The sequence below is a fragment of the Bacteroides faecium genome (assembly GCF_012113595.1).
GTDB lineage: Bacteria > Bacteroidota > Bacteroidia > Bacteroidales > Bacteroidaceae > Bacteroides > Bacteroides faecium.
This window is the reverse complement of record NZ_CP050831.1, coordinates 4,355,111-4,369,102: the sequence shown is the minus strand read 5'-3', so window position 1 is coordinate 4,369,102 and position 13,992 is coordinate 4,355,111. Positions and strand designations below refer to the sequence as shown.

At 41.4% G+C, this 13,992-nt stretch carries 13 protein-coding genes; 7 read left to right on the top strand and 6 right to left on the bottom strand.

Going from position 1 to position 13,992, the window contains the following annotated elements; all coding sequences use genetic code 11:
* Positions 1-63 precede the first annotated feature (63 nt).
* Positions 64-2,103: a toxin-antitoxin system YwqK family antitoxin gene (locus tag BacF7301_RS15965; RefSeq protein ID WP_167967221.1), complete on the bottom strand. Its 2,040-nt coding sequence runs from the start codon at positions 2,101-2,103 to the stop codon at positions 64-66.
* A gap of 101 nt (positions 2,104-2,204) precedes the next feature.
* Between BacF7301_RS15965 and BacF7301_RS15960 the strand changes: the two genes are divergently transcribed.
* The 7 genes from BacF7301_RS15960 to xpt all read left to right on the top strand — a co-directional run bounded on the left by BacF7301_RS15960 (position 2,205) and on the right by xpt (position 9,481).
* A complete protein-coding gene (locus BacF7301_RS15960; RefSeq protein WP_167964334.1) occupies positions 2,205-2,786 on the top strand; it encodes an epoxyqueuosine reductase QueH in 582 nt (193 codons plus the stop codon).
* Between the two features lie 30 nt (positions 2,787-2,816).
* A complete protein-coding gene (locus BacF7301_RS15955; protein WP_167964332.1) occupies positions 2,817-3,695 on the top strand; it encodes a DNA/RNA non-specific endonuclease in 879 nt (292 codons plus the stop codon).
* A gap of 502 nt (positions 3,696-4,197) precedes the next feature.
* Positions 4,198-5,235, top strand: coding sequence for an endolytic transglycosylase MltG (mltG, locus tag BacF7301_RS15950; protein WP_167964330.1), 1,038 nt, complete (start codon positions 4,198-4,200; stop codon positions 5,233-5,235).
* Between the two features lie 81 nt (positions 5,236-5,316).
* Complete coding sequence (locus BacF7301_RS15945) at positions 5,317-6,909, top strand: thiamine pyrophosphate-dependent enzyme (RefSeq protein ID WP_167964328.1); 1,593 nt, start codon at positions 5,317-5,319, stop codon at positions 6,907-6,909.
* Positions 6,910-6,912: 3 nt separating this feature from the next.
* On the top strand, positions 6,913-7,497 hold the full coding sequence (locus tag BacF7301_RS15940; RefSeq protein ID WP_167964326.1) for an indolepyruvate oxidoreductase subunit beta: 585 nt from the start codon (positions 6,913-6,915) through the stop codon (positions 7,495-7,497).
* Between the two features lie 11 nt (positions 7,498-7,508).
* On the top strand, positions 7,509-8,816 hold the full coding sequence (locus BacF7301_RS15935; protein ID WP_167964324.1) for a phenylacetate--CoA ligase: 1,308 nt from the start codon (positions 7,509-7,511) through the stop codon (positions 8,814-8,816).
* A 92-nt stretch (positions 8,817-8,908) separates the two neighbouring features.
* Positions 8,909-9,481, top strand: coding sequence for a xanthine phosphoribosyltransferase (gene xpt, locus BacF7301_RS15930; RefSeq protein ID WP_022136608.1), 573 nt, complete (start codon positions 8,909-8,911; stop codon positions 9,479-9,481).
* Here the strand turns inward: xpt and BacF7301_RS15925 are convergent.
* From BacF7301_RS15925 to thrS, 5 genes are all read right to left on the bottom strand, one after another.
* Positions 9,475-10,245 carry an EFR1 family ferrodoxin gene (locus BacF7301_RS15925; protein ID WP_167964322.1) on the bottom strand — a complete coding sequence of 257 codons (771 nt, stop codon included), beginning with the start codon at positions 10,243-10,245 and terminating at the stop codon, positions 9,475-9,477. The genes xpt and BacF7301_RS15925 overlap by 7 nt on opposite strands.
* A 358-nt stretch (positions 10,246-10,603) precedes the next feature.
* Positions 10,604-10,954, bottom strand: a complete 351-nt coding sequence (gene rplT / locus BacF7301_RS15920) for a 50S ribosomal protein L20 (RefSeq protein WP_004297540.1) — start codon at positions 10,952-10,954, stop codon at positions 10,604-10,606.
* Positions 10,955-11,052: 98 nt separating this feature from the next.
* Positions 11,053-11,250, bottom strand: coding sequence for a 50S ribosomal protein L35 (gene rpmI, locus BacF7301_RS15915; RefSeq protein ID WP_024988256.1), 198 nt, complete (start codon positions 11,248-11,250; stop codon positions 11,053-11,055).
* Between the two features lie 69 nt (positions 11,251-11,319).
* Positions 11,320-11,922, bottom strand: coding sequence for a translation initiation factor IF-3 (gene infC / locus BacF7301_RS15910; RefSeq protein ID WP_167964320.1), 603 nt, complete (start codon positions 11,920-11,922; stop codon positions 11,320-11,322).
* A gap of 72 nt (positions 11,923-11,994) precedes the next feature.
* The gene (gene thrS / locus BacF7301_RS15905) at positions 11,995-13,935 is read right to left on the bottom strand and encodes a threonine--tRNA ligase (RefSeq protein WP_167964318.1); all 1,941 of its coding nucleotides are present in this window, start codon (positions 13,933-13,935) and stop codon (positions 11,995-11,997) included.
* Positions 13,936-13,992: the final 57 nt, after the last annotated feature.

Below are 13,992 nucleotides of genomic sequence, written 5' to 3'. Positions count from 1 at the left end.
AAAACAAAAAGAATCCGACTATTTTTTGAGTTTAAATTTTAAATCGGCTTTTGTTGACTAAATCTAAAACTTCTCTTTATGGTCAAATTTCCCCTCATCGGTATAGTATTTCCACGTACCTTTAGGTTTGTTATTGGCATACTTTCCACGAAGTTTCAAGGTACCATCTTCGTAATATTCACGATAGCGTCCATGCCGTTTTCCTTCTTTGACTTCCGACTCGCTCTTCAATGCTCCTTCAGGATAAAACTCTCGCAAAACATTTCCTTCGAACTTTTCGACATAGAAACGTTTCAATTCGCTCATCTGTTCTTTTTCGGTTTCAGCATCTTCGTTCATTTCTTCGTCATCCTCATCAGTTGCAACAGCAACAGTCTCTTCAGGCTCATAGGGCGCATAGTCCATAACATATTGCAAAGAAGCCGACTGGCTATCCCCTATCACCTGCATCGTCCAATAAGGGAATGAATACAAAACATCTTTATTAGATTGTATCTCGTTCCATGTACTCGCATTCATCATAGGCTTCAACTGAGAATAGAACTTATGCATATCTGTATACAAGAAAATAGTAGAACTGGATTTCATATATGAAAGTGCATCCTTAAATCCCTGATTATTTTTCAACAAGTTCTTTTGTTCGTAATCCTCTACAAAGGAAAGCAAAGAAGAAGCCTTATTACTGAAAACTACATAATCATCCACGTAAGTATAATATGGCTTCTCAAACTTATCAAATAACTTTCCGAAAAACAGGCGGAAGAAGCCCTTCATCTCGACATAATTGATCTCAAAGTCTTTATAATTAACCGTCTTAACCTTAACCGGAGTACGCCGCTTTATCTTCTTCTCAATAAACTCCATATTTTTACGGGCATCTTTTATACTTTTAGCCCTGACAGCCAAAATAAGTTCAGGATCGTGTCCCAACAAACCCGGTTCAGATTGTGTAATGGCAAATTCGCCAGACATCCAACTCAGAAAGTTATCCTCTAAAGAGATACCAAACAATCCTTCAATCTTTTTCCGGGAACTTTGATAAGAATCATATAACTGTTTATCATGCACAGAAAGCGCATTTTCCAACTCTTTCACAAAAGTCACAGGATTATTGAAACCTATATTTGTATAAAGAGCCGTTCGCCCGGAAAGAATCTCATGCGCCTTCATCTTATGCTTTCCCGAATTCAACAAAGCAGTAACATAGGGATCGGCAGAGTCTTTTCGTAAGGTATACCCCTTCACCTCCATTCTGTCTTTGTTTGCATTCAGATAAAGGCCGGCAAAGTTCATAGAGTTACTAAAGAGATCAACATATTCGTTTCTCGTCCCTAAATAAATAGACATAAACTGAGGAACGCGTACATAATTGATAAAGACTCTTACAAGCCCCTTGCCTGAAACTAATTTCTCCGTTTCGATAAAGGACTGGTCGAGTCCGATTTTGGGTTTATTGCGCGAATCAATAGCCGATTCGACAAGAGTGGATGTATAAGAACCTACCAAGTGATTATCCACAAAAGCTATGTAGAAAATATCACGCGTATCAGGATCGCGCATTTCAAGTATATTGATACCATTATGCATTCGGTTAGTAACCTTAAAGCCACTCATAACCAATACCGTTTCAACCTGATCTTTCAATAAATCCATCTTTGACGCTTTCTGCATATCCAGGATAAGCAGAAAATCCCAATTAGTAGGACGGGTTTTATGAAGTGAAATCAGCATGTCTCTTTCACCGACAAGAGACAATAATACTTTATTGCTTTTTACCACCGAGTCGAGCTTTTCCACACTCGCGGTTACTTCTTCAAAAGATTTCGCTTTCTTCAGACATTGCCATGTCTCACTTCCGCTGAACTTTTCCCAATCTTCAATCGGAGCGGATGACTGTATAATAAATGCAGCATCTTCGGGAACCAGATAAATCTGCTGGATATTACGATCGGGCGAGACAAACAGATAAACTATGGAATATACAACATATACCGCCAAGGCTAATCCTGCCACTAACAAAGTTCTCTTTACTATTTTCTGCGTATTCTTTTTCTTAGCGGGTTCAGCATATTGCTCTTGTTGCCCGTTGTTTAATTCATCCATCATGTTCCGTTATTGAGTTGAGCGGGCAAAATTACTAAAAAAAACGAGATTAATTGATTCGTCCTGATTCATTTAGCAAAATTATGTACTAACTTTACCGCATGAAAAAGAAATTCCAACTCGAAGTTCCCGGCGGAGCCGACAAAATCTTACTTCATACCTGTTGTGCTCCCTGTTCGTCAGCTATCATCGAATGTCTGATGCAACACCATATAACTCCTGTCATTTACTACTGTAATCCCAATATTTATCCACTGGAAGAATACAATATAAGAAAAGATGAATGTACACGCTATGCACAATCATTAGGACTGGAAATTATTGATGCCGATTACAACCACGAGGCCTGGCGATGCCAAATGGCAGGAATGGAGCAGGAACCCGAAAGAGGGGGACGTTGCCTGCGGTGTTTCAAAGTCCGTCTGTTGGAAACAGCCCGCTATGCACACGAGCATGGATTTTCCGTCATTACCACCACCCTTGCTTCCAGTCGCTGGAAAAGCCTGGAGCAGATAAATGAAGCCGGACAATATGCCACGGCACACTATCCCGATGTCACATACTGGGAACAGAATTGGCGTAAAGGCGGACTAAGCGAACGCCGTATCGCCATCATCAAAGAATATAATTTCTACAACCAGCAATATTGTGGTTGTGAATTCAGCATGAGAAAAGAAGAGTAAAACCAACACACCCTTATCACCAACCAATCAATGAATCGAAGTAAAAAAGGTAAAAGCAGAAAATTATTCAAAAAGAAATCACGCTCTAATTATAAATTAGGATGCATTATCGTCCTCATTGCATTTATTCCTATTCTTTATGGCGTCTATTTATATTGTCAACAAATTAACAACACAAAAAAGGAAGAGCCGCAAGCAAACATATCATTTCAAATTCCATCCGGCAAAGAGTTGAAAATTCCGGTATCACTAACTCCGCGACAAGAACAAATAATCCACCATACCGGATACACCGTTTCTTATAATAAAGACTTAAAGCTTCCCAATTGGGTTTCCTATGAGTTAACCCGGAAAGAAACAAAGGGAAAAGAAAAAAGAAACGATCGTTTTATTGCCGATCCGCTGGTAACAGGCTCGATTGCAACTAATGCTGATTATACACGTTCGGGATACGACAAAGGGCACATGGCACCGGCGGCAGATATGAAATGGAGCCCACAGGCAATGAAAGAATCATTCTATTTCAGTAATATGTGTCCGCAACACCCGCAATTAAACAGGAGAGGATGGAAAAACCTGGAAGAGAAAATCCGGGATTGGGCTATTGCAGACAGCGCAATTATCATTATATGTGGGCCTATTGTAGCCAAACAACCAAAAACAATCGGAAAAAATAAGGTTGTAGTACCCCAACAGTTTTTCAAAGTAGTCCTCTCTCCCTTCGTCAAACCAATGCGAGCTATCGGCTTCCTGTTCAACAACAAACAATCCGTAGAGCCGCTTTCCACCTACGTAGTAACCATAGACAGCATCGAACGCCTTACGAACATGGACTTCTTCGCGCCCCTACCCGATGAAATAGAGAATAAGATAGAAGCAGAAGCAAACTATTTCCAATGGCCGAATTAATCAAAAACACCGCATAATTTCTTAAAATCATGTGGTAACCTTACTAGTTTCTTTCCTATCAATTAATGCAATCCTTTCAGTATATTAATAAAATCTACTGGGATATTAAGCTATTACACTTGTGCAACAGACCTGATGCTGTTGTGTAACTTACCAGTTGCACTTGTTCTTTCCCATAGTTACTCCACTGCAACTTAACAAATCGGTATAGACACACATAAAAGCAAGCAATCACCTCATTAACAACACATTGTATAAAAAGTGCAATTTTCTCCTTCAAAAAACAGAAATCATTTAGATGATTTTTGTAAACTTATCTTAAACACACTCTGTTTACGCACATAATCATCTGATTATCAACGCTGCAACATTTTTGTTTTTCCGGGTATAATACTTAATATAAGAGCAAAAATGTTGCAAAGGAAAGATTCATCTCAGAAAGAAATCACTCCTATCCAAATTCTTGTTATCTTTGACGCTGCAAAAAATAACGTCTCATAAGATGAAGAAAAAAAAGAGAAACATTTTATTATCCATTCTGATCGGAGCATTCCTTCTTTGTGCCATTGCCGGAGGAACTGTTTATTATTACCTGTTTGCTCCTCAATTCCATCCGTCTAAAACCGTATATATCTATGTAGACCGGGATGATACAGCAGACTCCATATATAATAAAATAAGGAAGTCCGGACATGTCAATAAATTCACCGGATTTGACTGGATGGCTAAATATAAGGATTTCAAACAGAATATCCATACCGGGCGCTACGCTATTCGCCCGAATGACAATGTCTATCATGTATACAGCCGCTTTTCGAGAGGTTATCAGGAAGCCGTCAACCTCACAATCGGAAGCGTCCGGACATTAGACCGACTGGCACGAAGCATCGGCAAACAACTTATGATAGACTCCGCTGAAATCGCCGGGCAACTGTTTGACCCTACTTTTCAAAATAAAATGGGATACACGGAGACAACCCTTCCCAGCCTTTTCATCCCGGAGACTTATCAAGTATACTGGGATATAAGCGTAGATGATTTTTTCAAGCGTATACAAAAGGAACACGAACGTTTTTGGGACAAAGAACGCCTCGCTCAAGCCACTGCCATCGGAATGACGCCGGAAGAGATAAGTACACTGGCATCCATTGTCGAGGAAGAAACCAACAACAATGAAGAAAAGCCAATGGTAGCCGGACTGTATATCAATCGTTTGCATAAGGATATGCCTTTACAAGCAGACCCTACCATAAAATTTGCCCTGCAAGATTTTGGCTTGCGCCGTATCACCAACGAACATCTGAAAGTTAATTCACCCTATAATACCTATATAAATACCGGATTGCCACCAGGTCCTATCCGTATCCCTTCCAAGAAAGGAATAGACAGTGTATTGAACTATACCAAACATAACTATATCTATATGTGTGCCAAAGAAGATTTTTCAGGAACCCATAATTTTGCATCCAATTATGCCGACCATATGGCAAATGCAAGAAAATATTGGAAAGCACTGAATGAAAGAAAGATTTTCAAGTAAATTTGTGATAAAACGAACTGAAAAGCCTATCTTTGCGCAATAGATTAACAAACTGTGATCAACACTAAATAACAAAAATATATGAGCAAACAACTCTTACTTGGCGATGAAGCCATTGCACAAGCTGCACTGGATGCCGGACTTTCGGGTGTTTATGCCTATCCCGGTACTCCTTCAACTGAGATTACTGAATATATTCAAATGGCCCCTATAACGACCGAACAGAATATACACAACCGTTGGTCTGCCAACGAAAAAACAGCGATGGAAGCTGCATTGGGTATGTCTTTCGTTGGCAAACGGGCATTAGTTTGTATGAAGCATGTAGGCATGAACGTAGCCGCCGACTGTTTCGTCAATTCTGCCATCACCGGCGTGAAAGGCGGGTTGATCGTGATAGTAGCGGATGACCCCAGTATGCACTCTTCTCAGAATGAACAGGATAGCCGTTTCTACGGAGATTTTTCACTGATCCCTATGTACGAGCCCAGCAATCAGCAAGAAGCGTATGACATGGTGTACAGCGGTTTCGAATTCTCTGAAAAACTAGGCGAACCTATTTTAATGCGCATGGTAACACGCCTTGCCCACTCCCGTTCCGGAGTAGAACGCAAAGAGCAAAAGCCACAGAACGGTATATCTTTCAGCGAAGATCCACGCCAGTTCATCCTGTTGCCGGGAAATGCCCGCAAACGCTACAAGGTATTACTCTCCCGCCAGGACGAGTTTATCAAAGCTTCAGAAGAATCACCTTACAACAAATACACAGATGGTCCTAACAAGAAATTAGGAATCATTGCTTGTGGTATCGGCTACAATTACCTGATGGAAAATTATCCTGAAGGTTGTGAATACCCGGTACTCAAAATCGGCCAATATCCGTTGCCTAAAAAACAATTGCATCAATTAATCGAATCTTGCGACGAAATTCTCGTTTTGGAAGACGGTCAACCATTTGTAGAGAAGCAATTGAAAGGTTATCTGGGCATTGGCATCAAAGTAAAAGGACGCTTGGACGGTACTCTTTCGCAAGATGGAGAATTAAATCCCGACTCGGTAGCCCGCGCAGTAGGAAAAGAGAATAAATCAGAATTCGGTATTCCTTCCGTAGTAGAAATGCGTCCACCCGCACTTTGTGAAGGATGCGGACACCGCGATATGTATATCACATTGACTGAAGTTCTTAAAGAAGAATATCCCTCTCATAAAGTATTCAGTGACATCGGCTGCTACACGCTGGGGGCTAATGCGCCATTCAACGCCATCAACTCATGTGTAGACATGGGTGCTTCTATCACTATGGCGAAAGGCGCCGCCGACGGTGGTCTTTATCCGGCCGTAGCCGTCATCGGAGACTCTACCTTCACTCATTCGGGAATGACTGGGTTACTGGACTGCGTCAATGAAAGCTCCAATGTAACCATCGTGATCTCCGACAATGAAACCACTGCTATGACAGGCGGACAGGATTCTGCCGGAACAGGACGCATTGAAGCTATATGCGCAGGTCTTGGAGTAGAACCCGCTCATATCCGCGTAGTCATCCCATTGAAGAAAAACTACGAAGAGATGAAGCAAATCATACGCGAAGAAATCGAATACCGTGGTGTATCTGTCATTATCCCACGCAGAGAGTGTATCCAAACATTAGCACGCAAAAAAAGAAGTAAGTAAGCCATGAAAAAAGACATTATATTATCAGGAGTAGGTGGACAGGGAATTTTGTCCATCGCTACAGTAATCGGCAAAGCTGCCTTGAAAGAAGGACTTTACATGAAACAGGCAGAAGTGCACGGAATGAGCCAGCGTGGTGGAGACGTTCAATCCAATCTCCGCATCAGCGACCAACCGATTGCTTCAGACTTGATCCCTTCCGGCAAATGTGATCTTATCATCTCTCTGGAACCTATGGAAGGATTGCGTTATCTCCCCTACCTTAGCCCCGAAGGCTGGTTGGTGACTAACGAAACTCCGTTTGTCAACATTCCCAATTATCCGGAGGCAGACAAAGTAATGGCGGAAATCAATAAACTACCCCATAAAATTGTATTGAACGTAGACAAAGTAGCAAAGGAAACAGGTTCTGCCCGAGTTGCTAATATCGTCTTACTGGGAGCAACGATTCCATTCCTTGGCATTGATTACGAAAAAATACAAGACAGCATTCGTGAAATCTTCCTGCGTAAGGGAGAAGCAATTGTAGAAATGAATCTTAAAGCATTAGCTGCCGGCAAGGATATTGCCGAAAAGTTAATGCAATAACAGGCATTACCATGAGTACACAATACTGGGAAGAAGAATTAGAAACCATGAGCCGTGAGAAGTTGCAGGAATTGCAGCTTCAACGGCTTAAAAAAACAATCAATATAGCTGCAAACGCTCCTTACTACAAAGAAGTTTTCAGCAAACATGGCATTACCGCAGATAGCATACAGTCATTGGATGACATCCGCAAAGTGCCTTTTACCACTAAATCCGACATGCGCTCCCGCTACCCTTTCGGACTAGTGGCAGGTGATATGAGCAATGATGGTGTACGTATCCACTCTTCCAGTGGTACTACCGGAAATCCAACCGTAATTGTCCATTCACAACATGACCTCGACTCTTGGGCGAACCTGGTTGCCCGATGCCTGTATGCCGTAGGTATCCGCAAGACCGATGTTTTTCAAAACAGTTCGGGATATGGTATGTTTACCGGTGGATTAGGTTTCCAATACGGTGCCGAGCGTCTCGGCTGCCTGACGGTTCCTGCTGCTGCCGGAAACAGTAAGCGACAGATCAAATTCATCAATGACTTTAAAACGACCGCCTTACACGCCATCCCCAGCTATGCTATCCGCCTTGCTGAAGTTTTCCAGGAAGAAGGTCTCGACCCGACAAAAACCACGCTAAAAACGTTGGTTATCGGCGCTGAACCTCATACAGACGAACAACGCCGAAAAATAGAACGTATGTTAGGCGTGAAAGCATACAACAGCTTCGGTATGACTGAAATGAACGGCCCCGGTGTCGCTTTCGAATGTCAGGAACAGAACGGAATGCACTTTTGGGAAGACTGCTATCTGGTAGAAATCATTGACCCTGAAACAGGTGAACCTATGCCCGAAGGAGAAATCGGAGAGTTAGTACTCACCACTCTCGATCGCGAAATGATGCCGTTGATCCGATATCGTACTCGCGATTTAACCTGTATCCTCCCTGGAAAATGTCCCTGCGGGCGTACACATATCCGCATCGACCGTATCAAAGGGCGCAGTGATGATATGTTTATTATCAAGGGAGTCAACATCTTCCCGATGCAGGTTGAAAAAATTCTGGTACAGTTCCCCGAATTAGGTAGCAACTACTTAATCACTCTGGAGACCGTCAACAACCAAGACGAAATGATTGTCGAGGTAGAATTGAGTGACCTCTCCACCGACAACTATATTGAGCTGGAAAAAATCCGTAAGGATATTACCCGCCAATTGAAAGATGAAATTCTGGTTACACCAAAAGTGAAACTAGTAAAGAAAGGTTCTCTCCCGCAAAGCGAGGGAAAAGCCGTTCGCGTGAAAGACTTACGAAACAACAAGTAAACTATTTAAATTGTCTATGTGCTAATATACCATCCGCAACTTTCATTAAACGGAATGGCATATTAGCACATTATTAATTAATATCATATAGCATGCAATTACTTAAAAAGAGAATTCTGCAAGACGGAAAATGCTACGAAGGAGGTATCCTGAAAGTAGACGGTTTTATCAATCATCAAATGGATCCTGTTTTGATGAAATCAATCGGAGTTGAGTTTGTCCGCCGTTTTGCAGCCACAAACGTAAATAAGATTATGACAATCGAAGCCAGTGGTATCGCCCCTGCTATCATGACAGGCTACTTAATGGATCTACCTGTCGTATTTGCCAAGAAAAAATCTCCTAAAACCATTCAGAATGCACTGAGCACCACTGTCCATTCATTTACCAAAGACCGTGATTATGAAGTTGTTATCAGTGCCGATTTTCTCACTCCCAATGATAATATACTCTTCGTTGATGACTTCCTTGCATACGGAAACGCAGCATTAGGAGTTCTCGACCTCATCAAGCAATCCGGAGCTAATTTGGTAGGAATGGGGTTCATAATCGAAAAAGCCTTCCAAAACGGCCGCAAAATATTAGAAGAACAAGGAGTTAGAGTAGAAAGCCTTGCTATTATTGAGGACTTATCTCACTGCTGTATTAAAATCAAAGATCAATAACCGGAATTGGGATTGAAATATTGCCCCTTCCTTTTTGTTCTTTTTCCATATTGCACCGCTTGTTGAGGACATACGTGATAACATGCCAGACAGGAGGTGCAATCCTTTCCCCACACAGGCTTTCCTTCCGAAAGGGTGATATTCTTCACCGGGCAACTCTTCTCACAGCGCCTGCATCCAATACAGGTATCCGTAGCATAAAAGTTCTTAGGTGACATTTGAAAACTATTAAATAAAGGATTGATAATCCTTGTCTTGATAAAAGGTATACTCCCTTCATGGCAGGAAAACACATTCTCTTTCCGACTAATCAAAGTGTTTACCCTTTTAAGGCTTGGGATACTTTCCGCCAACTTCTCCCGTTCCAGTTCCTTGCTATCCACATCAAACCCCGGAAGCAATACATAATTATTAGGCATAGTCACAGAAAAGCCGGCATGACACTCCCATCCTTTAGACTTCAACGCCTTCGTCAACACCTGCTGCGTAAGTCCGGTATCATCTCCACATGAACAGACAAAGAACAAATACTGTTTATTATATCCTTTCAGAGAAAGCTTCTGAATAAAGTTCAATACAATTTCAGGCGGTGCCCATGAATAGATTGGAAACACAAATCCTATCTTCTCATCTTCCTGCAGACAAAACTCCAACGTTTCATTCCTTAATGCGTCGGGAATGAAAACCAATTCTTCTTTCTGTTCCTTGGATAGCTGCAGGGCGATCCACTTGGAATTACCTGTACCTGAAAAATAAAATATCATAGGAAAGTATATAAGAAAGCCGTACCGACGATGTGATGAAACTCTGATAGAACAAGATTTGAGCGCTCGCCCTCTTTGTAATCCACCGGCTTAAAGCTGTCCCGAAGGATGTGGCCCGCCATTGAAGAACGAAGCTTTCTCGGTGCATCAGATTAATTTGAAGAGTTTCCCGATCCAGTCGATACGGCTAATATTTTTGTATCACAAATGTAATAAGAATCCCTGAGATTAGCAAGAAAAAAAAGGATTTTGTTTGCATACTAACATTTTTTTTATTCCCTTTCATCTGCCTAACAAAAGGAAAGTGCCAGTTACTAGCTTAGTAACTGACACTTTGTAAATCGTAAACTGTTGAAACTTAAGCAGCTTTTGCTTTTGCAACTACAGCTTTGAAAGCTTCCGGGTGATTCATTGCTAAATCAGCCAAAACCTTACGGTTTATTTCGATACCGGCTTTGTGCAAACCGCCCATCAATTTAGAATAAGACATTCCTTCAAGACGTGCAGCAGCGTTGATACGTTGTATCCAAAGAGCGCGGAAGTTTCTTTTCTTATTTCTACGGTCACGGAACGCGTAAGTCAAACCCTTTTCCCAAGTGTTTTTAGCTACGGTCCATACATTTTTTCTTGCACCAAAGTAACCTCTGGTTAATTTCAAAATTTTCTTTCTTCTTGCTTTTGAAGCAACATGATTTACTGATCTTGGCATAGTTTTACTTTTTTTGAATGTTAGCGCCGCTACTTCACGCAGCGAACTTCAGGCTAATGCATTCGGTTAATACTTTAATAATACTTTTACGCTTTTGATTACTTCATTGCTAAGAGTTCCTTAACCTGGCTTACATTTGTTGCATCAACAGTTGTAGAGTAGCACAGATTTCTTTTTCTTTTCTTGGATTTCTTAGTCAAAATGTGACTGTGAAAAGCGTGCTTTCTTTTGATTTTACCTGTTCCGGTAAGGGTAAACCTTTTTTTAGAACCGGAGTTAGTCTTCATCTTTGGCATCTTACTTGTTTTTAAATTATTAAATTATATAATGGCAACGCACTATACCTGCGCGTTACGCACTTTTTCTTATTCTTCTCCAGCTTCCGGCTTTTCTGCTTTCTGCACAGGAGCAGCAGGTTTCGTAGCTACCGGCTTTTTAGGAATATCTTTCTTTTTCGGAGAAAGTTGTATAGTCATACGCTTTCCTTCAAGCATTGGCATCTGGTCTACTTTTGCATAGTCTTCAAGGTCATTGGCAAAACGAAGCAGCAATACTTCACCTTGTTCCTTGAAAAGGATGGAACGACCTTTAAAAAACACATAAGCCTTCACCTTATCACCGTCTTCCAGAAATCCTTTGGCATGCTTCAACTTAAAGTTGTAGTCATGGTCATCTGTCTGAGGTCCGAAGCGAATCTCTTTCACATTAACCTTCACCTGCTTTGCTTTCTGTTCCTTCTGACGTTTCTTTAACTGATAAAGAAATTTAGAATAATCAATTATACGGCAAACAGGGGGTTGAGCATTCGGAGAAATTTCCACTAAATCCAACTCTTTCTCTTCGGCCATTTTCAAAGCCTGAAAGATAGGATATACTTTCGGTTCAATATCGTCGCTTACTATGCGAACTTCCTTGGCACGAATCTGTTCATTGATTCTATATTGCCCTTTTAGAGTGTCATTCTTCATTAAAAACGTTTACTTCCTAGTTTGATCTTTTAATTGTTATACTAAATATTTTATTCTGAAACGGCTGCAAAGTTACCATTTATTTATCATATTCTGAACTTCTTCATTCAAAATTTTAGCAAATTCTTCAAATTTCATGGTTCCCTTGTCACCTTCGCCTTGTCTGCGAACAGAAACTTCACCATTTTCAGCCTCTTTCTCACCGACAATCAGCATGTAAGGAATGCGCTTCATTTCATTATCGCGAATCTTACGGCCAATCTTCTCATTACGATCATCTACAATCGCACGGATTTCATGAATCTTCAGATACATCTTCACTTGTTCTGCATATTCATTGAATTTTTCACTGATCGGCAGAATAACCACCTGTTCCGGTGTCAACCACAATGGGAACTTACCGGCAGTGTGTTCAATCAACACGGCAACAAAACGCTCCATAGATCCGAACGGAGCACGATGAATCATTACAGGACGATGCTTCTGATTGTCAGAACCCATATATTCAAGTTCAAAACGTTCCGGCAAATTGTAGTCAACCTGGATAGTACCCAACTGCCAACGACGACCGATAGCGTCTTTTACCATAAAGTCGAGCTTAGGACCATAGAAAGCAGCTTCTCCATACTCAATCTTAGCAGGCAAGCCTTTTTCCGCACAAGCTTCGATAATAGCCTGTTCAGCTTTTTCCCAGTTATCATCGCTACCGATATACTTCTCGCGGTTCACTTTATCACGCAATGATATCTGAGCTTCAAAATTCTGAAAATCCATAGAACGAAACACGATAGATATAATATCCATCACACGAAGGAATTCATCTTTCACTTGTTCAGGACGGCAGAAGATATGTGCGTCATCCTGCGTAAAGCTGCGAACACGAGTTAAACCGTGCAACTCACCACTTTGTTCATAACGGCAAACTGTTCCGAATTCTGCAATACGCAAAGGCAGATCCTTATACGAACGTGGGAAGTTCTTGTAAATCTCACAGTGATGAGGGCAGTTCATTGGTTTCAAGAAGTACTCTTCACCTTCTTCCGGTGTATGGATAGGTTGAAATGCATCCTTGCCATATTTTGCATAGTGACCGGAAGTCACATACAGCAGTTTATTACCAATCGGCGGAGTAATCACTTCCTGATAATCGTAGCGGGTCTGAATACGACGCAAGAATTCCTGCAGACGCAGACGCAACGCAGTACCTTTCGGCAACCACATTGGAAGTCCCTTTCCAACCGTTTCAGAGAACATGAACAATTGCATCTCCTTACCAATCTTACGGTGGTCACGTTTCTTCGCTTCTTCCAGCAATACCAGATATTCATCCAGCATTTTCTTTTTCGGGAACGTAATACCATAGATACGGGTCAGCATCTTACGATCTTCGTGACCACGCCAGTAAGCACCGGCAACAGTAGTCAGTTTGATAGCCTTTATCGGAGCTGTCGTCATCAAGTGAGGACCACGGCAAAGGTCAGTAAATGCACCCTGTGTATACGTAGTAATGTGTCCGTCTTCCAATTCGGAAATCAATTCACATTTATAAGTTTCCCCACGATCGCCAAACATCTTCAAAGCATCTGTTTTAGCAATGCTCTTTCTGACTACATCCTCTTTCTTTGCAGCCAATTCCAGCATTTTAGCTTCAACAGCAGGCAGGTCACTTTCTTTAATCACAGCTTCTCCCGGATCCACATCATAGTAGAATCCGTTTTCAATAGCCGGACCGATACCAAACTGGATACCCGGATAAAGTTCCTGCAAAGCTTCAGCCAGCAAGTGGGCACTTGTATGCCAAAAGGCATGTTTACCTTCTTCATCATCCCATTTATAAAGTACGAAATTTGCATCTTCATTAATAGGACGTCCTAAATCATAAGTTTCACCATTCACGCCACATGCCAATACATCCTGTGCCAAACGCGAACTGATACTTTCTGCAATCTGTAAACCGTTCACTCCTTCGTTATACTCACGAATGGAGCCATCGGGAAATGTTATTTTTATCATAATATGATTATGTTATATTTTCACAATTTGAACGCAAAAGTAACTAAATCTTTTGAG